Raw genomic sequence first — 21,860 nt, 5'->3', positions numbered from 1 at the left:
GTTACAAATGTCGTTTCAGGTAAAGGCCCACCCGCCGGACCCTGCGGCTGATGCCTTCCGCCCGCCGGTCAAGGAACCCCTTCATATAGAGCCCCGGGATGGCCACCACAAGGCCGGTCTGGGTGGTGATCAGGGATTCTGAGATCCCCCCGGCCATGGCCTTGGCATTGCCCGTGCCGAAGACGGCCAGGACGTCAAAGGTGGTGATCATGCCGGTGACCGTCCCCAGCAGCCCCATGAGGGGCGCCATGGCCGCCAGCACCCCGATCAGGGCCAGGGACCGGGTCAGCCGCCGGTTGATCCGGTCCACGGAGGCATCCAGCAGGTGGCGGTCCAGGGGGCTGTTGCCGGTGCGGCAGCCTAAGAATTCGGCCACCAGCAGGCTCACCGCCCCCTTTTGCTTTCCCAGATCCGGCATACGGCCCTCCCGGACCAGGGAAAGCGCGGTGCGGGCGTTCATGTTTTTGCGGTATAGCCGCCGGAAGAAAAGGGCCCGTTCGATGATGAGCAGCCACATGAAAAGGCTCAAGACCACCAGGGGCACCATGACCATGCCGCCGTCATGGAGCAGGTCGGCTGTCAGCTCCAGGTTTTCCCGGATAAAGGCCTCCATCATGCCCCCTGGTGCTTCTGTACGATATTGATCAGGGCAACGGCCTTTTCCTCCATCAGCCCCAGGGTGCTTTCAACGGACCGGCTCAGCAGGGTGTGGGCCAGCATGATGGGGATGGCAACCGAGAGCCCCAGCATGGTGGTGACCAGGGCCTCGGAAATGCCGCCGGACATCATCCGGGGGTCGCCGGTGCCGTGCATGGTGATAACATGGAAGGTGTCGATCATGCCCGTGACGGTTCCTAAGAGCCCCAGGAGCGGGGCAATGGCGGCCAGCATGCCCATGGTGGAAAGAAAGCGCTCCATGGGGGGGATTTCCTTGAGAATGGCCTCCTGGACCGCGTTTTCCATATCCTCCCGGGGGAGGGTGCGGCTGCCGATACCCGCCCGGATCACCCGGATGACCGGATTTCTTGCATATTTGTCGCAGATGGCTGTGCAGTCATTCCATTTCCGGGCGTCGGCTGCCGCTTCAATGGTAGAGACGGCTTTTTCCAGCCGGATTTTCCGGCGCAGAAAAAAGATAATCCGTTCCAGGACGATGAGGCCGCCGGCGGCCAGGATGGCCAGGATGGGCCAGACCAGGGCCCCGCCCTTGGGGATCTGCTCCTTGAAGCTGAGCTGGTGGGTGAGCTGGCTTAAGGCCCCGCCCCTGGAGATATCCATGGGCACTGCCTCCCTTAGGCCGTCCATGTACTGGGTGATCTTTGCCTGCATGCCCCTGTCGGGGAGGCGGGAGAGGGCGAACAGCTTTCGTTCACCGGGGGAGTAGTTTAAAAAACCGGTTTCGTCCGCCAGGCGGTAGGCGGCGGTGAATTCTCCCACCAGCAATACCTGGGTTTCTGCGGCTTTGCCGGACCGGTCAACGATGGGGCAGGTTTCCACGCTCACGTTGCCGCCCCGGCGGATCTGGTCAAAGAGCAGGTCCGCCATCTTCCGGATATGGTCCATGCCGGGGAAAACAGCGGCATCGGCAATCTCCTTTAGGAAGCCGGTGTCCGGATGAAAGACCCCGGCAATGGGGCTTGAGTCCACAACACTTTTGATATCCTTGGCATTCATGCGGACCACCCCGGACAATTCCTTGACCATGCCCAGGGCCGATTCTAGGGTTTTGGCCAGTTGGGCATCGGTTTTGTCCAGGGCTGTGTTTTCTGCCGAAAGGGCCTTGATCCGGTTTTGAAGGTCCTGCTTTTTACGGGTCAGTTCGGCAATGGCATGGTTCAGTCTTTTTCGGTCTGTTGTGATTTTTTGCCGGCTCTGGGCGGCCTCGGCCCGGGCGGCCGTCAATTCCATGGCGGCTTTTTCCTTCATGGCCGCTTCTTTTTTCTGGGTTTCAATACTGAGCAGCCGCATGTCCTGGGCCAATGCGCCAGGAGAAGAACAGGTCAGGGCGAAAAAGATACAGAGCAGAACGATAATGGGGAGATGGCGCTTCATTGAACAACTATCCTTCCCAGGGGCAGGTCCGTGAGGGCAACGGGTTTACGCTTGGCCCCCATCTCTACTGCCGCCTGAATCTCTTTTAAAAATGCCGGGTCCAGGGGGGCCCAGGTCTTTTGGGCCGGGTTGTAGAAACCGCACCGGGCCCTGTCCAGGGTCTGGTAGAAGAGGTTCAGCCGGCCCAGCCTGAAAATATTGACCAGGGTATCTTCCCCGGCCAGGTCAATGGTCCGCTGGGAGACCTCAACGGTCCTGCCGTATTCGGCCTCCACCAGGAGGGCTTCCATGATTTTCCGGTATTTTTCGCTGACAGGGGCCTTGGGGTCCCGGTTCAGGGCTTCAAGGGATGCCAGCCGTTTGCTTCTTTCGCTGTCAAGGAAGGGCAGGTCGCTTTCCTTGAGTTCGTGCAATTGGGCGATAAGCCGGTCCAGGAAGGGGGCGATCTGGTCGGATATCTGCTGGATATCTGCCAGCTGCCGCTCTTTTTGGGCCACCGAGGCCTTTAATGCCTGGTTCCGGTCCGTTTCGGCGGCCAGGCTCTTTTCAAGGGTGGCAATTTGATTTTCAAGGGTTTCGAACTGCCGCAGTTTCTCTTCTTTTTCCTGCCGCCATTTTGCCTCGCCGGCCTGGGTCTGCTGTTCAAGCCGGACGGCATTGCGGACCGGTTTTTCAATCTGCTCTTTGACCCGGTTCGCCCGGGCCGGGGCTGAGATCAGCATCATGGCCAGAGCCCCAAAAAGCAGATATCTGTATTTTTTTCTATCCATCAGGATGTCCTTTTATTTGCGGGCCTTAAAAACAAAAAGGCCAAGAATCCCAGTTCACCGGTGTTAGCGGTGACTGACCTTCTTGGCCTTGAATTACGTATGAATTACTATCTTTTTTTACCGGCGCCTTCCTGACGCCATGTTGTCTACGCCTTTAAACATACCTTTCTGGCCATGTCAAGGGAAAAGCACATGGGTTCGGGAGACGGCATTTAAGAATCGGGATGATAAGGAAAAACGGAGGGCCGGGACCTAAATCTTTATGCTGAAACTGACGCCTCATCCCATGGGGTGCCTCCCTAGAAAACAATAAAAGCTATCCGTTCAACCAATTAAATCATTTTTTGTTTGAATGCGGTGCGCCGGGCCGGAACAATTTGTCGGTGTCTTTGGGTGTCGACGGGGGAATATGAAATGTTTCCAGATGGTTATCCTCTGCTGGGATGGGGTAAAAAACGTTCTTTACAATTGCCCGTGGGCCCTGTATAACCAAACTTTTTTATAATAAATCAGGAAGGATATAATGGAAGAACTTCAGAAAAAATACGGGTTCTGGACCGCCACAGCCATGGTTGTGGGCATTGTTATCGGGTCCGGTGTCTTCTTTAAAGCGGATGATGTACTCAAAGCATCCGGCGGCAGCCTGCCAACGGCCCTGACTGCCTGGCTCATCGGCGGCGGGATCATGGTGGTCACCGCCTATGTGTTTTCCCACATTGCCACCCGCATCGGCAAGGTCAACGGGGTGGTGGATTATTTTGAAGAGGCTTACGGCGAGAAAGCCGGATACATTGTGGCCTGGTTCATGACCTTTATCTATTATCCGACCCTGGTGGCGGTGCTGGCCTGGGTGTCGGCCAATTATACCCAGGCGCTGTTGGGCCTTGAAAATGTGGTATGGCATATTTCAGCGGTGTATCTGGTGCTGTTTTTTATCCTTAACGTCCTTGCCCCGGTGCTGGCCGGAAGATGGCAGGTGTCCGCCACCATCATTAAACTGATCCCCCTGGGGATGGTGGCCGTGGTGGGTATGATCAAGGGGGTATCATCCGGTCAGATTGTGGACAGTTTCACCATGGGCGCCAAGGCAGTTTCAGATTCCGGAGGGCTTGCCGTCGCCACCCTGTCCACGGCATTTGCATATGAAGGGTGGATCATTGCCACTTCCATCAATGCCGAACTCAAAGACGCTAGAAGAACCCTGCCCAAGGCCTTGGTTGTGGGGACCCTGGTGGTGGTTGGGGTATATATGCTCTATTACATCGGCATTGCCGGCGTATTGTCCAACGATGAGGTGCTGAGCGCCGGGGACGGGGCTCCGGTTAAGGTAATCTCCCTGATATTCGGGAAGATCAGCGCGTCCATGCTTTCTGTATTTGTCATCATTTCCTGCCTGGGAACCCTAAACGGCCTTATCATGGGCTGCTCCAGGGGCATGTATGCCATTGCCAGCAGGAATATGGGACCGGCGCCTGACATGTTCAAGGCTGTGAACCCCAAAACCGATACGGCAATTGCCTCTGCCCTTCTGGGGTTTGTGATGTCCTGCGTATGGATGGTGGTCTGGTACGGGAATTTCAACGGATGGTGGGGCGGCTTTATGGATGTGTCCGAACTGCCCATTGCCTTTTTGTATGTGATCTATATTTCCCTTTATTTCTGGATGATGAAAGCCTTTACGGATCTTTCGCCCCTCAGCCGGTTCATTGCCCCGGCACTGGCCGGGGCCGGCTCCATTTATATTATCTGGGGGGCGGTGCATAAGGCCATGTTCCTCCCCTTCCTGGTAATTACGCTGGTGATTTTAGGCGCCGGAATGATGCTTAGAAAATAGCCTTTGGCCTGCCGCTTCGGAGCGCGTGTTTCCGGGGCGGCGGACCGGCCGCCTGAACTGCCAGGATTTTCAATGGATAAAGATATCTGCTGTTTAAATTTTAAGGGGCTTTTCGGATATATTGAAAAGCGGTTTGGAACAGAGGGGGTGGATGCCATGTTGCGGCATGCCATGGGAGACCGCACCTGGCTGATTCCCAATAAAAACAACCCCGCCAGCCTTGAACCGGTGACCCTCACCCATCTCACCGATGAGGCCTACTGGGTGTCCAACGCGCTTTCACTTGCCTTGCTGGGGGCTATAAAAAAGGTGGTGCCGGGACCCCATCCTGAGCAGAGGGCCGGAGAAGCGGCCGTTCTTGAAAATTTATCCAAACGGGATTTGTTTTTTGCCAGGGTGTTCGGTCCCATGGCGGTTGCCAAACGGGCGGCACGGATCAATGCCAAGTTCAACCGGACAAAGGATGTTGCCATCGTCCGGGTGGCCAGGGATTCTGCCGTGGTACAACTCCATTACAAACCCGGCGTCCGGGTTACCCGGGAGGTGTGCCACTGGAATCTGGGGGTATACATGGGGGTGGCAAAACTTTCAGGCGCCCGGCTGCTGCAGGCCCGGGAGACAAAATGTGTTCATGAAGGCCACGGGTGCTGCGAATTCGAATTTAACTGGCAGGTCCCCGGTTTCCTCAGCCGGTTTTACCGTATGGGCCTGCGTTTTTTAACCAAGGATCTCATTGCCGAGTACGAAAAAACCGTCGAGGACCGGGACCGGTTGATCGAGCGATTAACCGAGAGTGAGACATTGTTCAAGCGGATCACCGGCCACACCAGCGCCCTGGTGTCCATCCACGATGACCAGGGCCGGTATGTGTATGCCGGTCAGTCCCATATCCGGATGGGGTACAGGCCCGGGGAACTCATCGGGAAATCCTCGCTGACCATGGTTGAGCCCGAGGACAGGCAGGCCATGACCGCCGCCCTGGAAGCGGCAAAGGCGGGACGGCAGGCCAAGGCATTCCTCAATTACAGGCTTCGGGACAAATCCGGCAGGTGCCGGTATTACCGGGGGGCTTTTGATGCCGTATTCAGACCTTCGGGGGCCCTGGATCAGATCATCTGCGTGGGCGAGGATATCACGGCGCTGCGCCAGGCCGAGTCGGAAAAAATGGCGGCCCTGACCGAGGCTGCCGAATCCAGGAAAATGGCCCTTGTGGGCCAGGTCTCCGGTAAAATGGCCCATGATTTCAACAATATTTTGACCATTATAATGGGAACGGCGGAAATCAACGCCATTGAGTGCAACGATCCCGGGGCCAAGAAGGCATTCAGCCTGATTTTCCAGCAGAGCCGGCTTGGAAAGACCATGACCAGGAATCTGGTGGCCTTTGCCAAGGACCAGGAATTAAAAGAGGAGTATTTTTTCCTCAATGACAAATGTGACCTGGTGCTGGACCTGCTGGGAAAAGACCTGAAGGAGATTGAGGTCGAAAGGCATTACAGCCCTGACATTGGCGAAATCAAGGCCGATCCGGGAATGATCGAAAACGCCCTGGTCAATATTATTCAAAACGCCATCCATGCCCTGAGCCGGGTGGCACACCCACGAATCGCTATATCCATCCGCGGTGAGGCGGGGGATTCCCCCCGGGTCTGTCTTGAAATTGAAGATAACGGATGCGGTATACCGGAGAGGTTCCAGGAGCGGATTTTTGATCCTTCGTTTACCCTGAAAGGCAGCCGGGACAAGTCCGGCGCCTATGCGCCGGAGATTAAAGGCACCGGCTACGGCATGGCCAATGTCAAAAAGTATGTGGAGCAGCATAAGGGGCGGGTGTCGGTCTGGTCTAAGGATGATAGCGGCACCCGGGTGACCATCGAACTGCCCACGTCAGGCCACTCCCCCTGCCGCTGCATCGCGGAAGAGGAACCCGCGGAAATCTGTGCCAGTGAGAAGCGGATTCTCATTGTTGAGGATGAAGAGGCCATTTCCAGGATCCACCGCAGCCTGTTGTCCAACAGCCCGGGCCGCCACATGGTGGACATCGCCGAAACGGGAGACGCCGCCCTTTCACTTCTGGACAGCCACCGCTATGATCTGGTCAGCCTGGACTATGTGCTGCCCGGAAACCTGGACGGCATGGATCTTTATACCCATATCAGAAAATCCGATCCCGATATCCCCATTCTTTTTGTTTCCGGAAATCTTGAGTTTATCGCCTCTGTGAAGGAATTAAAACAAAAGGATTCCTGCATGGCCCATCTGTCAAAGCCCTTCACCAACCTTGAATATTTCAATGCGGTGAACCGGCTGATGGCAGAAGATGCCGCCTGACCGCGAGAATTTCAGGCCCCGTCATCCACGGTGCGGAGCCATACCTCTATCACCGGTGACCATGATTTTCCGGCGGGTGTGGCCACATTGTCCAGGCAGACGATCCGGGGGGGGACATAAAACCGGTCCGCCCCGATGCGGTTGATAATGGTGGTCCCCACGCCATGGGCCTGGCTGCAGGCATTGAGGCCGATGAGCACCAGTTCATAATACTGCTGGCTTGGCTGCTGGATATACCGTGCCAGCCTTTCCAGGTCTTTTTGGGAACGGTTATCCAGGCTTCCTGCGCCGGTGAAACGAAAATTGAAATTGATCCGGCGGCCGCCGAGGGTTTCGTTTTTATACCGCTGGTTATGGGAGGGATCCTTAAAACGGGGAGCCGTGATTTCAATGTCTCCCATGTCCATGGACAGTTTGGCAAATCCCTTCATGGCCACCCGGGTCTGTCCTTCCTCTGAAAGGGCATAATCGATAAATTCCCTGATCAGCGGGTTGTCGTTGCGGGCCGGCGCATAGAGGTAGAGCCTCCGGGAGAGGGGATAATCTTCACAGGCCACACTCAGGTTGGTGGCCTCCACGGCGGAGGTGCCTTTATGTTCTTTTATGGACAGGGCCTTTGCGCCTAACACGCCGGCCATGCTGACAAAGCCGATGCCGTTGGCGTCCCTGGTCACGCCTTTGGAAAGACCGGCGTTGGAATCGTAGCGTTTTGCCGTTTTTACCAGGGTGTTATTTTTCAATACCATCTGTTTAAAGGTGTCATAGGTGCCGGACTGGTTGTCCAGGGCATAAACCGTGATTGGGCGGTTTTGTCCGCCGACATCGGCCCAGTTGGTTATCCGTCCGGAAAAAATATGGCTGATCTGATCCAGCGCCAGAGCCTTGATCCGGTTGGACGGATTGAGGATGAGGGCAATGCCGTCAACAGCCAGAATATGCTCATTGCGGATGGATGTCATGTCTCCCTTGGGGGCAAGGGCCTTGGCCTCTTTTTCCTTGATGCGCCGGGAGGCCATGGCGATATCGCATGCCCCGGACTTAAGGCCGGCAAAGCCGGTGCCGGAACCGTGGGCCTTGATTTCGATGCGGTGGATGTCGTTGTTTTTTGCGCCGACAATGAAACACTCTCTTTCTTTGGCGCCTTTTTCCCGGGAGACGAGCTGGTATCCTTTTTGTTGGAGAAATTGTTTGGCCAGATCCGGCATGAGTTCGGCGCCGATGGTGTTGGAACCGTGGATGCGGAGAATGGTTTTTCCGGCCGCGCCCTGGGCCCGGAGCGGGAGCAGGACCAACAGCACAAGGGAAAGAATAAAACAGGTTATGGTGTATGGTCTAGGGTAAGAGACGGTCATGGGGTATCCTCGTTTAAACAATATTGCTCAAAATAATAAACCCGCGCCATTGCCGTATGAAACAGGTCGTATATTAAAAAACGGGTATCTCTATCAAAAAAGCCGGTGAATGTCAAAAAAAACGGAGTGATATTCGGCGCTTCCGGCCCGCGCCACGGTCACTCCTTTGGGCCGGAGTTTCTGATTTTGAATTCGTTGATCATCTCCAGGGGGAGGACCCGGATCAGCTCGGACAGGCAGATCTGGTTCATTTTCATCATCCCGTCGTCGGCCATGGTTTTCATGCCTGATTTTATGGCCAGCCGCTTGAGTTCGGTCTCGGTTGTCTTGCAGCTGATGGCCAAGGTAATGGTCCGGTTCAATTCAAATAATTCAGAAACAAGGGTCCGCCCGTCAAAGCCGGTGAAATCGCAGGCCTTGCAGCCGATGCCCTTGTAGAATTTGATATGGGAGGGGTATTCACTGAAAAAGAGCTGCCACTCTTCCTTGGGGGGCGTCACCTGCCTTGAGCATTTGGCGCAGTTGCGACGGACCAGCCGCTGGGACACCACTCCGATGAGGCTGGAGGCGATCTGGTTATGGTCGATGCCCAGGTCAATGAGCCTGGATACCACATTGATTGAGTCGTTGGTATGGATGGTGCTCAGCAGCAGATGGCCGGTCTGGGCGGCGTCAAAGCTAATGACGGCGGTTTCCTGGTCCCGAACCTCACCCACCAGTATCACATCGGGGTCCAGGCGCAGGAAAGAGCGGAGCAGACGGGCGAAACTCAGACCGATTTTGGTGTTGGTCTGGGTCTGCATGATGCCGGGAAAACTGTATTCAATGGGGTCTTCTGCGGTGATGATCTTGATCTCCGGAGAGTTGACGTACTGCAGTGCGGCGTAAAGGGTTGAGGATTTGCCGCTGCCCGTGGGACCTGAGACCAGCACCATGCCGGCCGAACTTTTAAACAATTGTTTTAAGGGGTCCAGCACATGCCTGGAGTGGTTGAGGTTGTCAATACCCAGCCCGGTCCTCCTTGAATCCAGTATCCGGATGGTGATGTTTTCCCCCACAATGGCCGGGCAGACCGCCACCCGGAAATCCAGGTCAAAGGTGTTGTTGTTTTCCCTGTAGGTGATCCTGAATACCCCGTCCTGGGGCATCCTGCGTTCGGAAATGTCCAGATTGGACATGACCTTGATTCTGGATATCACGGCTTCGGGTTTGGTTGCCAGGTGGTCTTTGAGCCATTGTTCTTTGGGCTCCTGGCAGATGCCGTCGATCCGGTACCTTAGTTTTACCCCTTTTCGGTCTTGCTCAAAATGAATGTCGCTGGCCCCATGGACGATACCGTAATTGATGATGGTGTCGACAATATGTTTTATTTCCGATTCCGTCCCCGAATAAACGGCCTGTTTCGGCCCCCCCTCCTTAATGGCTTTAATATGGTCGAGGGAGAAAGACTGGGCGCCGGCAGTAACGGTTTCCGCCGGGCCGGGTTTTTCGTCGGTAGCCACCAGGTCCGAGTTGTATAGGACGGAAAAAAGGGATCTGAATTTTTTTTCGTTGATAAAAACCGTTTTGAGTTTCAGATTCCGGTAAATGAGCTGGAGTTCGTCAACGGCCTTAAATCCTTCCGGGTATGTGATGCCCAGAACCAGTTTCCTGGCGTCCATGGAGATGGGGAGGATCATGTTCCGGCGGCCGTATTTTTCGGATACGAATTTAATTAATCTGACTTTTACCAGTTCATCGTAATAGAAATCGTCCAGTGTTTTATAGGGGGTGTTGTACTGGTGGGAAAGGGCGTTGTACAGCTGATGGTGGGTGATGAGCCCCTTGTTGATCAGGAACTCGCCGATTTTTTCCCGGGACCGGCCCTGTTCCTTCAGGGCGGCCTGGAATTCCTTTTTGGAGATCATACCCTGGTTGATGAGGATCTCCCCGATTTTTGACCGCATATTATGTTTTTTCAGGGCCATGGAAAGATCTTCGGGCTGGATGAAGCCCTTGCTGCACAGGATTTCGCCCAGGGTCCGCCGGTTGTTCATATAGCTCAGTGCCCGGACCAGATCAATTTCCCTCATCATCTGAAGCCTGACGGCCAGTTCCCCGATTTCCAGGGCCTCGTTCTGCATTTCAACCAGTTCGTTGAGCATCTCCTTGGAAATCAGCCCTTTTTGGAGAAGCGCCTGGCCGATGGGCTGATTATCCGCTTTGGTCACCAGGGCCTCTTTTACATGGTCCGGTGCCATGATCTCATGTTCAACGATCATCTGGCCCAGTTTTTTCCGCCGGTCGGGATGGCTTTTAAGGATATCCATCTGGTCCTGGCTGAGATAGCCTTTGCGAACCAGGATCTGTTCCAGGTGGAATTCCGTTTCCCTCTCTTTTTTCTGGATGGCAAGGGCCTGCTTGAGCTGGGTTTCATTTATGACCCCCTCTCTGATTAGCAGTTCACCGATGTGGGTCTCCTGCTGGCGATTTCCCGGTGCAGATTGAGTCATGAGAATTACCTTGTAAATTTTTTGGTTGTCAAATTTTAGGACGGAAGCTTTTGCAATGTCAATTAAAATCTGGTCTTGGGGAAGATGGATAAGGGCGAAACCGGCCCATGGGGAGGTTTCAATTTCCGGACACCGCCAGCTTGAGAAAAAAGTGTTGACATTGTATTTATTATTCTGTACTGAGTATTTACTCAGTTAATTTGAGTAGATACTCAGAAAGGTGAATATGAATAAAAAAGAAGCAATATTACAGGCTGCCACGGTGCTCTTTTCCAAGAATGGGTTCAAGGAAACCTCCACGGCTGATCTGGCCAAAATGATCGGCGTGGCGGAAGGCACGGTGTTTTACCATTTCAAGAATAAGAAAAAACTGTTCCTGGCCGTACTGGGCCAGACCCGTGAGATGATCCTGCACGAGTTTGCAACTTACATGGGGCAGAAGCAGTTTGTTTCGGGAATGGATATGGTGGAAAAGGCGGTATCATTTCATCTTTACCTGGCAGGGAAAATGGAGAATCAGTTTCTCCTTCTCCACCGGTATTACCCCTACCAGATGGCCGAGGTCTTTCCCGAGTGCCGCAGCCACCTGGAGGCCATTTACGACTGCCTGGTCAATATTTATGAAGAGGCCATCGAGGCGGGACAAAAGGACGGTTCCATTGACCCGATGCCGGCACGGAAGACCGCGCTGATCATTTTTTCAATGGTTGACGGGGTGGTCCGGTTCAAAACCTATAACCTATATAATGCCAATGCCCTGTTCAACGAGATGGTGTCGGCATGCAAACGTATACTTAAAACTTAAATAAGAAAGGTACGACAGATGCTCAATAAATTCTTACCGTTTCTCCAGTGGTTTAAAGATTATTCAACGGCCAAGTTCAAAATCGATTTTTTGGCGGGCCTCACCGTTGCCCTGGTACTGATCCCCCAGTCCATGGCCTATGCCCAGCTGGCGGGGCTGCCTGCCTACTACGGGCTTTATGCGGCCTTCCTGCCGCCCATGGTGGCCAGCCTTTTCGGCTCCAGCCGCCAGCTGGCCACCGGACCTGTGGCCGTGGTCTCCCTGATGACCGCCGCCTGCCTGGAGCCCCTGGCGTCAGCCGGCAGCGAAGCCTTTATCGCCTACTCCGTCATGCTGGCCCTCACCGTGGGCATCTTCCAGTTTCTGCTTGGGGTGCTGCGGCTGGGACTGATCGTCAACTTCCTTTCCCATCCGGTGGTCAACGGGTTCACCAATGCCGCCGCCATTATCATCGCCTCTTCCCAGCTTTCCAAGATGTTCGGGGTATATGTGGATAAAGCGCCCCACCATTACGAAACCATCATGCGGGTGGTCGCCGCAGCAGTGGATTACACCCACTGGCCCACGCTGTGCATGGGGGTGGCGTCCATCGCCATCATGGTGGGGCTCAAGCGCATCAATCCCAGGATCCCCAACGTGCTGGTGGCCGTTGTCATCACCACACTCGTTTCCTGGGCCATCGGGTTTGAACACAATGTGAAAATCACACCGGCCCAGATCCAGTCTCCCCAAATCCAGGCCCAGGTTGAATCCTTTAACCAGACCCTTGCACAGATTTCCACCCTGGCCGATGACCGGACAAAGGCGACCTCCCGGATGGAGGCTGCAAAGGCCGGGCACGCCCCCAAGACCGAGATGCTGGCCCTGGAGTTCAAGGTCAACGAATACAGTGCCAGGATCAACGGGTTGAAAGCCAAAGCCAGTGAGATCCGCACCGCGCTGCGGGATTATAAATTCGGTGCTGTGGAAGCCGGCGGCAGCCTGTCATTTATCGTCGCACAGAAAGATACGGTAATTGAAAACCGGGCCGACGACCGGGTCTACCGGATCAAGGTGGGCAACAAACCCCTGGACCTTTCCGCCATCAGCATGAGCGGCGGCGGCGCCGTTGTGGGCAACATCCCCAAGGGGCTGCCCAGCCTGGGCGTTCCCAAAATCACCCCTTCCGTATTCTTCCAGCTGCTTCCCTTTGCCGTGATTATTTCCCTGCTGGGCTTCATGGAGGCCATCGCCATTGCCAAGGCCATGGCCGCCAAGACCGGGCAGCGCCTGGATCCCAACCAGGAACTCATCGGCCAGGGCCTGTCCAATATGCTGGGCGCCATCGGCAAAAGCTATCCGGTCTCCGGATCCTTTTCCAGGTCCGCCGTCAACCTCCAGGCAGGGGCTGTGACAGGGCTGTCCAGTGTGATTACCAGCCTCATGGTTATCATCACCCTCCTGTTTTTCACCCCTCTGCTTTATCATCTGCCCCAGGCGGTGCTGGCCTCCGTTATCATGATGGCGGTTATCGGGCTGGTCAATGTTTCCGGTTTTGTTCATGCCTGGAAGGCCCAGTGGTATGACGGCGCCATCTCCGTGATCACCTTTGTGGCCACCCTGGCCCTGGCACCCCACCTGGAAGAGGGGATCTACATCGGGGTTTCCCTTTCCCTGGGCGTATTTTTGTTCAAATGCATGCGCCCGCGGGTTCCCACCCTGTCCCGGGCCGAAGACGAGTCCCTCAAGGATGCCGGCCTTCACGATCTGGCTGCCTGCGATCACATCGAATTGATCCGGTTTGAAGGCCCGCTCTTCTTTGCCAATGCCAGCTACCTGGAAGATGAGATCAACCGGCGCATCAATCCCGAATCCTCCATCCGTCATTTCATCATTGCGGCCAACGGCATCAACGACATGGATGCCTCGGGCCAGGAAATGCTGGGCCTGGTGGTTCAGCGGCTGAGAAGCGCCGGATACGGGGTGTCACTCTGCGGGGTGAATGATGCCGTATACCAGGTGCTGGCCAGAACCCATCTGCTGGAAGAGATCGGCGAACACAATATTTATGCCACCACGGATAAGGCCATCACAGAGGTTTATGAAAAAACCCACGAGGGCACAACCGAAAAGGCATGCCCCCTGCTCACCGTCTGCAGTGCGTCCGGGGCCCATTAGAATAAGGAGATGCAACCATGACCATTCTTTCATTTTTCAGCGGAACATTCTGCGGAAAAGAAACGATTATCCAGGAAATCTCCCAGGCCCACGGGCTGCGCACCATCACGGACCTTGACCTGATCAGTACGGCATCGGAACTATCAAATATTTCTGAAAAGAAGATCAGCCGCGCCTTTCTGGATAAACCATCGGTGTTTAACAAGTTTACCCATGAAAAGGAACGCTCCATTGCTTACCTGAGGCTGGCCCTGGCCAAAAACCTTGCGGAACCGGATTTCCTGCTGGACGGTTTCACGTCCATGCTGATTCCGTCTGCCGTGAGCCATGTACTCAAAATCTGCCTCATTGCGGACACCGCCTCCCGGGCAACCAGAGCGGCCGCTGACAAACAGATCAGCGAGAAAGAGGCGGTGGGGCACGTCCGGCGGGACGATGAGATCGCCGGCGCCTGGTGCGACAGCCTGTTCAAGGTACAGGATCCCTGGGATCCTTCGTTATACGATATTGTCATTCCCACGGACAAGATGGATGTCCAGGCTGCCGCGGCCCTGGTGGCTGACAACCTGAAGCGTGAAGTGATCCAGCCCACAAAGGCCTCCCTCAAGGCGGCAACGGATTTTGTGCTGGCCGCCAACGTGGAAGTGGCCCTGGCCAAAGAGGGACATGCCGTCGGGGTCAGCGCGAGGGACGGCCTGGTGACCCTGACCATCCACAATAATGTACTGCTCCTGGGACGGCTGGAAGAGGAGCTCAAGGCCATTGCCGGCCAGGTGGCAGGCGTGGACACCGTTGAGACCCGAATCGGCAAGGGGTTCTACCAGACCGATATCTACAGAAAGTTTGACTTCCAGGTCCCCTCAAAGGTACTGCTGGTGGATGACGAGCGTGAGTTCGTCCAGACCCTGTCCGAACGGCTCCAGATGCGTGATGTGGGATCGGCCATTGCCTATGACGGCGAATCCGCCCTGAACCTGGTGGCCGAGGATGCCCCCGATGTCATGATTCTGGATCTCAAAATGCCGGGCATAGACGGTATCGAGGTCCTCAAGCAGGTCAAGGAAAAGACCCCGGATGTTGAGGTGATTATCCTCACTGGACACGGTTCTGAAGCGGATCGTGACATCTGCATGAACCTGGGCGCCTTTGCCTATCTCCACAAACCCGTGGATATTGAGGAACTGAGCCGTGTCCTGGAAGACGCCAACAAAAAACACCGTCAGGGGGAAGGGGCCTGAGGGGCCCGGCAGTGACCTATGTCCCAGAAATCAGATCATAAACGGTCTTCAAAAATGAACCCGGAACGACTCCCCTTTCTCAAAAAAGGGGAGTTTCTGGACTTCCGGCGGATCTGGCTGCTTTCATTTGTTCTCACAGCCGGGTTCGCCATTGTACCGGTGATTTTTTTTGCTGCCATTGATTATAACCTGACCTATACCTCCATGGAGCAGGACGCCGTTGCACGGACCTCTCGGCTGGCCTCCAACACCTGGCGGTCTGTGGCCTCTTTTCTGGATGAACGGAAGAATGCCCTGACCTATGTGGTCAACAATACCCCCCTGGAGCGGCTTTCGGACCCGGCACACCTTAACGGGGTGCTGGCGGATCTGACCCAAAGCTTCGGGGGGTTCACGGATATCGGGGTCATTGACGGTCAGGGCAACCAGACCACCTATGCCGGCCCCTACGGATTGGGGGGAAAGAACTATTCCGCCCAGACCTGGTTCAGCCGGGTAAAGGAAGAGGGCACCTTTGTCAGCGAGGCCTTCATGGGGTTCCGCCATGTTCCCCATATTGCCCTGGCCATCCGTCACCGGGCCGGTGACGGCCGGATGTTTATTCTCCGGGCCACCATGGAGCACCAGCTCACCCGTATTTTGGGGGAGGTGGACAAGGCCCAGGGCAGTGACGTGTTCCTGGTGAATACACGGGGAATTCTCCAGACCAGGTCCGAGATTTACGGAGATGTCCTGGACGCCCTTCCCATGACGCTGCCTCCGAAAAGCGATGAAACCCTTACCCTGTCCCTGGCGGATCCGGGAACCGGGGATAAGTGTATTGCGGCCTACCGTTATATACCGGATACTCCCTTTGTGCTCATGGTGATCAAGCCCGAAAAGGCGCTCATGGCCCCCTGGCGCGACAGCCAGGTCACCCTGATCAAATATCTGGCGGGGAGCATTACCGTCATTCTGCTCTGGATCTGGCTGATCACATCATATCTGGTCCGCCGCCTGAGGATGGTGGACCGGAAACGGGCCGAATATCTCCACATGGCTGAATACGCCAACAAGATGGCCTCCATCGGCCGTCTGGCCGCAGGGGTGGCCCATGAAATAAATAATCCCCTGGCCATTATCAATGAAAAGGCCGGGCTGATGAAAGATCTCCTGGAGTTCAGTCCGGAAGGGGCCAATGACGCTAGATTCGATAAGATCATTGACACCATTCTGGCCTCGGTGATCCGATGCAGCCGGATTACCAAACAGCTGCTGAGCTTCGGCCGGCATACCGATAACCGTCTGGTGCCCCTGAAAATCCGGATGGTGCTGGATGAGGTGCTGGTCTTTCTGGCCAAGGAAGCGGAATTCAGAAATATCACAATTAAAATTGATATACCGGAGAAGCTCCCCAAAGTGCTCTGCGATCACGGTAAGCTCCAGCAGATCCTGCTCAATATCATCAATAATGCCTTCGGCGCCATGGAGCCGGGGGGACAATTGGATATCTGTGCCCAGAACGGACCGCAGGGATTTGTCTCGCTGGGCATTGGAGATGACGGCTGCGGCATATCCGAGGCCAATCTCAAGGAAATTTTTGAACCCTTTTTTTCCACAAAAACAGATGACGGCGGAACAGGCTTAGGCCTGTCCATCACCTACGGCCTTGTCCAGGAACTGGGGGGGCAGATCCAGGTGAAAAGCAAAGAGAACCAGGGCACAACATTTACCGTTTTACTGCCCCTTACGGAAGGGGATAAGGAAAAAGCATGAAAATATTATTGGTAGACGATGAAAAAGAATTGGTATCCACCCTTGCCCAGCGCCTTGAATTCAGAGGGATTCAGGCAGACTGGACAGATGAGCCGGAAAAGGCCCTGGATATGGTGGACCATAATGCCTACCAGGTGGCGGTACTGGACGTGAAAATGCCCGGTATCGACGGGTTTGAACTCAAACAGCGGCTGGAGCAGAAGGATGCCGACCTCCGTTATATTTTCATGACCGGCCACGGATCAAAGGACTGTTACCAACAGGGCTGTTCGGAAACCGGAGAAGCGTACTATCTGGTCAAACCCGTGGACATCACCCGCCTCATTGAGAGACTCAAAGAGGTACTGGGCAACTGAGGCTGCCCGGGAAAGGAAAACAATGACAGTTGAACAACGTACAAAGGGTACCGGCTATTTCGGCAAGATGACGGCGGCCATGTCCCATGAACTTAAAAACTGCCTGGCCATCATGAATGAAAACAACGGGCTGATACAGGACTTCACGGCCCTGGCCCTCCAGGGCCGGCCCCTGGATCCGGAACGGCTGACCCAGGTCTCAGAGAGGATCTCCCGGCAGATTGTGAGAGCCGACGACCTGCTCAAGCAGATGAACCGGTTTGCCCACAGTGTCGACCGCCCTGAGCAGCAGGTGGACCTCAATGATGCGGCAGCCCTTGCCGCCAGCATCGGGGCCAGGCTGGCCGCCAACCGGCAGGTGGAAATCCGTATTGAAGCCACAGACACCCCCGTGTCACTGACCCTTTCGTATTTTTCGCTGCTGAATCTGATCTGGCAGACCATGGAGGCCATGATGGCCGGCATGGCGGCTGAAACGGTGCTTTCAGTTAGTGTTGCCAAAAAAGAGAATGCCGTAACCATGGGATTTGAGGCATCCAGCCCCTTTACAGAATCCCCTGAACCCGCGTTAAAGGCCGCAGACGTCTTTCATCTATGTTCCGATGCCGGCGCCCATATCGAGGTCCTCCCCGATAAAGGCCTGATCACCCTGACCTTTGGAAAATAAAAAGACGGATATAAATGTCATAAGGAGATAATCATGAACGAAAACGTATTGCTCATAGACGACGAACCGGAATTTATAGATACCCTGGGAGAAAGAATGACGAGCCGCGGTATGAACGTTACCACCACCACCTCTGCCCGGCGGGGCATTCAGGCGGCTGATAAAAAGAATTTTGATGTGGTGGTCCTTGACCTGCAGATGCCGGAAATGGACGGGCTTGAAACCTTGAAAATTCTTAAAATTCAAAATCCTGATGTCCAGGTGATCCTCCTCACCGGCCATGCCACTGTGGAAAAAGGCATTTCGGCCATGAAACTGGGGGCCATGGATCTGCTGGAAAAACCTGCCGACATTTCCGTACTCACGGACAAGATCCATAAGGCGCAGACTAAAAAAATGATCCTGGTGGAGAAAAAGACCAGCGACAGAATCAAGACCATCATGGAAACCCGGGGCTGGTAATCTTTCTGGCCCCGCCATGCGGACGGACTGCCGTCCATGCCCTCTTTAAGGCATCCGGCAGTCCACCTTTTCCCCATCCCGCCCGCCCTCAAGGTGTTTCCTCTGAATTGCTTAGATCATCGCGTATTGGTGGTTTGGACTGATACTTACATTTTGGGTCGAACCATGCGAATTCAACATATCGCCTTGAAGGTTGTTTATGGCGCCAATTCCTGATAGAGTTCCTGCAACGTATTGTATCATCCCTGAATTAGCGATGATATGCGATGCCGTATCGTATTTTTCTGGAAATGTGCAGATGTTTTACGTCCACTTGATTGCCAATGGAAAGATTGAATATGAGATGCCGAATTGGAAAAATATCAGGATTATTTTGCCTTTATTCAGTTTTTATTGGAGTGTTCATTTTAACGGCAAGCTGTTTTACAGCCGATGCAGCAGGTGAAGACAGGTTAACGGTCAAGGTTGGCGTGTATGAAAATAAACCCAAGGTTTTTACAGATCCCGAAGGTGAGGTCAGGGGATTCTGGCCTGAACTCATCGCAAGTATCGCAAGTAAAGAAAACTGGGATATCAGGTATGTTCATGGAAGCTGGAATGAAAATCTTGAGAGATTGATCCGCAATGAAATAGATCTCATGCCTGATGTTGCCTTTACGGAAAAAAGGAACAGGATCTACAGGTTTTCCCATGATGCCGTTCTCATGAGCTGGTCCAGGGTCTATGTCAAAAAAGAGAACACCCGGATCCAATCAATAACGGATCTGAAAAAGAAGAAAATTGCCGTACTCAAGGGGAGTGTCAATTTTGAAGGTGCAGACGGCATTCGAGAAATTGTTCAAAAATTCCATGTCGATTGCACCTTTTTAGAATGTGACAGCTATGACAAGGTATTTGAGGCGGTAGAGAATAATCTCGCCGATGCCGGCGTCACAAATCGAAATTTCGGAAATAAGAATGAGGAAAAATACAATCTTAAAAAAACCGCAGTCATTTTCCAGCCCATCAGCATAAAATTCGCGTTCACAAAAGGGGGGCGGTTAACCGAGAACCTTTCTGGAAAAATAGATTCGCATATGGCCAGGCTCTTCGCCGACAGCGATTCAATCTACTATGAATTGCTGGAAAACTATTTTGAAACAAAGATCGCCCAGAAAACCGTTGAAATAATCCCCACATGGGCCATGACGGTGTTAAAAAGTGCCGGGGCAGTTTTCAGTATTTTGGTGCTTGTCCTTTTTCTGTCACGGTTGCAGGTAAAAAGAAAGACCCGGGAAATAGCGGTCAAGAACAACGCATTGGCTGAAAGCGAAGGTTTTTTACGCACCTTGATTGAAACCATACCCGATCTTATCTGGCTGAAGGATCCCGAGGGCAGATATCTGTCATGCAATAAAAAATTCGAACGGTTTTTCGGGGCAAAGGAATCCGATATCATCGGTAAGACCGATTATGATTTTGTGGATGAAGCATTGGCGGATTTCTTCAGGGAGAAAGATAAGCTGGCAATTGCCTCAAACGGGCCGACCATTAATCAGGAAGATGTGACCTTTGCCGATGACGGCCATAAAGAATTGCTGGAAACCATTAAAACCCCAATGTACGACAATTCCGGCAATCTTATCGGTGTACTTGGCGTGGCCCGGGATATCACCCGGCTCAAGCGGAGCGAAAAACGGATTCGTGAAGAAAAGGAGTTCACGGAAGCCGCCTTGAACTCACAAAGGGATACCTTTTTCCTTTTCGAGCCGGCCACAGGAAAAGCCATCCGGTGGAATGACGCCTTCTGCCGTATCTCTGGGTATACCAATGATGAAATCGCCCGGATGAAAGCACCGGAGTCCTATTACAGCCCGGCGGATTTAAAAAAGGCCCTTCCCTTTGTTGAGATGGTTACCCGGACGGGGTTTGGCACCATAGAGCTGGATTTGATCTGCAAGAACGGACGGAAAATACCCACGGAGTATAATGTCGCGGTGATCAGGGATGACCGGGGTGACCCCAAATACCTCATTTCCAGTGGGAGGGATTTAACCGAGCGGAAACAGCTGGAATTAAGATTCCAGCAACTGGCTGAGAATTCATCCGACTGGATCTGGGAATTTGATGAAGACACGGTGTTTACCTATTCCAGTCCGGGGGTTATACGGCTGCTGGGATACACACCGGAAGAAGTGGTCGGAAAATCAGCCTTGGATCTGATTCCGTCCCATGAAAAGGAAAAATCAGCCCGGGCCTTTGCCAGAATCAGGGATCGCCATGAGCCCTTTTCAAGGTTTGAAACGATCAACCAGCGTAAGGACGGCCGCCTGGTCACCATCGAATCCAGCGGTAGCCCGATTTTTAATTCTGACGGCGAATTCAAAGGGTACCGGGGGATAGACCGGGATATTTCAGAGCGTAAACGGATAGAGGAAGAACTTCGCCAGTCCCAGAAAATGGAATCGATCGGAACGCTTTCCAGCGGGATTGCCCATGACTTCAATAATATTCTCGGCATTATTCTGGGAAATGCAGAGCTTGCTTTAAATGCATTGCCCGAATCCGACAATGCCCATGGTAAAATCAAAAAAATAAAGACAGCAAGCCTTCGGGCAAAAGATGTGGTCAGGCAGCTGTTACGTTTCAGCAGGCGGATTGAGAAGCACAGAAAACCCATTGATATCTCATCTATTGTCAATGAAACCATCAAGCTGATCCGATCTTCTATCCCAGCCAATATAGAGATTCAGGCTCGTATTCCCCAGACCGTGGATACCATTCTGGCCGATGCCACCCAGATCCATCAAGTCCTGATTAACCTGTGCACCAATGCATCCCATGCAATGCGTGATACAGGAGGGGTCCTGGAGATCAGCCTTGACACGGTCGATGTCGGGGACGGTGAAAAAGATGTGGCCCCGGGCAGGTATATAGAACTTGGTGTAAAAGATACGGGGCCGGGAATCGACCCGGCCATCCGGGATAAGATATTTGATCCCTATTTTACAACAAAAGAAGTCGGGAAGGGCACTGGGATGGGCCTTTCGGTCGTCCATGGGATCGTAAAAAACCACGATGGCAAGATTGGTGTCCAAAGTGAACCCGGAAAGGGGGCCCGTTTTTCAATCATTTTTCCGACCATAGAGGAAAAACCGCAAACGGAATCTGAAATTCCAGTTAAAAAACTGGAAATACCCGGAAAAGAAAGAATTTTATTTGTGGATGATGAAGCCTCGCTGGTGGATATCGCCGATGAGATATTAACCGCCCTCAATTATGAAGTACAGGTTTCTACCAGTCCTGTTGATGCATTGGCCCTATTTGCAGAAGCACCGGACCGATTTGATCTTGTGATTACCGATTTGACAATGCCCCAAATGAACGGCGTCCAATTATCCCGGGAATTAAAAAGGCTTCGGCCTGACCTGCCGATTATTATCTGCACCGGGAATCATACCCTGATGGATGAAAAGGAGGCAGAGAAAGCCGGTATTTCAGCTTATGCAATGAAGCCCATCACAATGTCTGAAATATCCAATCTGATCAGTGCCCTGTTAAAAGCCTAAATTTTTGTATAGAATGAAAAGGAGTCAGCCGGTTCAATTAA

At 53.6% G+C, this 21,860-nt stretch carries 15 protein-coding genes; 10 read left to right on the top strand and 5 right to left on the bottom strand.

What is annotated here, in order from left to right; all coding sequences use genetic code 11:
• Position 1: 1 nt before the first annotated feature.
• Genes HUN04_10255 through HUN04_10245 form a run of 3 tightly spaced genes read right to left on the bottom strand, consistent with a single transcriptional unit; the run spans position 2 to position 2,822 of the window.
• Complete coding sequence (locus HUN04_10255; GenBank protein WDP93241.1) at positions 2-613, bottom strand: MotA/TolQ/ExbB proton channel family protein; 612 nt, start codon at positions 611-613, stop codon at positions 2-4.
• Positions 613-2,052, bottom strand: coding sequence for a MotA/TolQ/ExbB proton channel family protein (locus HUN04_10250; protein ID WDP90071.1), 1,440 nt, complete (start codon positions 2,050-2,052; stop codon positions 613-615). The genes HUN04_10255 and HUN04_10250 overlap by 1 nt, the downstream gene beginning before the upstream one ends.
• Positions 2,049-2,822, bottom strand: coding sequence for a DUF3450 domain-containing protein (locus tag HUN04_10245; GenBank protein ID WDP90070.1), 774 nt, complete (start codon positions 2,820-2,822; stop codon positions 2,049-2,051). Before HUN04_10245 ends, HUN04_10250 begins: the two co-directional genes overlap by 4 nt.
• Before the next feature lie 523 nt (positions 2,823-3,345).
• On the opposite strand from HUN04_10245, the gene HUN04_10240 reads away from it, so the two are divergent.
• Entirely contained in the window at positions 3,346-4,656 is a 1,311-nt protein-coding gene (locus HUN04_10240; GenBank protein ID WDP90069.1) for an amino acid permease, read from the top strand.
• Positions 4,657-4,728: 72 nt separating this feature from the next.
• Positions 4,729-6,987: a response regulator gene (locus HUN04_10235; protein ID WDP90068.1), complete on the top strand. Its 2,259-nt coding sequence runs from the start codon at positions 4,729-4,731 to the stop codon at positions 6,985-6,987.
• Between the two features lie 11 nt (positions 6,988-6,998).
• On the opposite strand, the gene HUN04_10230 is transcribed toward HUN04_10235, so the two are convergent.
• Positions 6,999-8,339, bottom strand: a complete 1,341-nt coding sequence (locus tag HUN04_10230; protein WDP90067.1) for a phosphate ABC transporter substrate-binding protein — start codon at positions 8,337-8,339, stop codon at positions 6,999-7,001.
• A gap of 158 nt (positions 8,340-8,497) precedes the next feature.
• On the bottom strand, positions 8,498-10,831 hold the full coding sequence (tadA, locus tag HUN04_10225; GenBank protein ID WDP90066.1) for a Flp pilus assembly complex ATPase component TadA: 2,334 nt from the start codon (positions 10,829-10,831) through the stop codon (positions 8,498-8,500).
• A gap of 226 nt (positions 10,832-11,057) precedes the next feature.
• On the opposite strand from tadA, the gene HUN04_10220 reads away from it, so the two are divergent.
• The 8 genes from HUN04_10220 to HUN04_10185 all read left to right on the top strand — a co-directional run bounded on the left by HUN04_10220 (position 11,058) and on the right by HUN04_10185 (position 21,819).
• On the top strand, positions 11,058-11,636 hold the full coding sequence (locus HUN04_10220) for a TetR/AcrR family transcriptional regulator (GenBank protein WDP90065.1): 579 nt from the start codon (positions 11,058-11,060) through the stop codon (positions 11,634-11,636).
• An 18-nt stretch (positions 11,637-11,654) separates the two neighbouring features.
• Positions 11,655-13,793 carry an STAS domain-containing protein gene (locus HUN04_10215; protein ID WDP90064.1) on the top strand — a complete coding sequence of 713 codons (2,139 nt, stop codon included), beginning with the start codon at positions 11,655-11,657 and terminating at the stop codon, positions 13,791-13,793.
• 17 nt (positions 13,794-13,810) lie between these two features.
• On the top strand, positions 13,811-15,031 hold the full coding sequence (locus tag HUN04_10210) for a response regulator (GenBank protein WDP90063.1): 1,221 nt from the start codon (positions 13,811-13,813) through the stop codon (positions 15,029-15,031).
• Positions 15,032-15,049: 18 nt separating this feature from the next.
• On the top strand, positions 15,050-16,786 hold the full coding sequence (locus HUN04_10205) for a two-component sensor histidine kinase (protein WDP90062.1): 1,737 nt from the start codon (positions 15,050-15,052) through the stop codon (positions 16,784-16,786).
• Positions 16,783-17,142, top strand: a complete 360-nt coding sequence (locus HUN04_10200) for a response regulator (GenBank protein WDP90061.1) — start codon at positions 16,783-16,785, stop codon at positions 17,140-17,142. Before HUN04_10205 ends, HUN04_10200 begins: the two co-directional genes overlap by 4 nt.
• 22 nt (positions 17,143-17,164) lie before the next feature.
• Positions 17,165-17,809 carry a HAMP domain-containing histidine kinase gene (locus HUN04_10195; protein ID WDP90060.1) on the top strand — a complete coding sequence of 215 codons (645 nt, stop codon included), beginning with the start codon at positions 17,165-17,167 and terminating at the stop codon, positions 17,807-17,809.
• 33 nt (positions 17,810-17,842) lie between these two features.
• Positions 17,843-18,271 carry a response regulator gene (locus tag HUN04_10190; protein ID WDP90059.1) on the top strand — a complete coding sequence of 143 codons (429 nt, stop codon included), beginning with the start codon at positions 17,843-17,845 and terminating at the stop codon, positions 18,269-18,271.
• A 470-nt stretch (positions 18,272-18,741) separates the two neighbouring features.
• Positions 18,742-21,819 carry a PAS domain S-box protein gene (locus HUN04_10185; GenBank protein WDP90058.1) on the top strand — a complete coding sequence of 1,026 codons (3,078 nt, stop codon included), beginning with the start codon at positions 18,742-18,744 and terminating at the stop codon, positions 21,817-21,819.
• The last annotated feature ends 41 nt before the right edge of the window (positions 21,820-21,860 follow it).

The organism is Desulfobacter sp., assembly GCA_028768525.1.
In the GTDB taxonomy this organism is placed as follows: Bacteria; Desulfobacterota; Desulfobacteria; order Desulfobacterales; family Desulfobacteraceae; genus Desulfobacter.
This window is presented reverse-complemented; position numbering and strand designations above follow the sequence as displayed.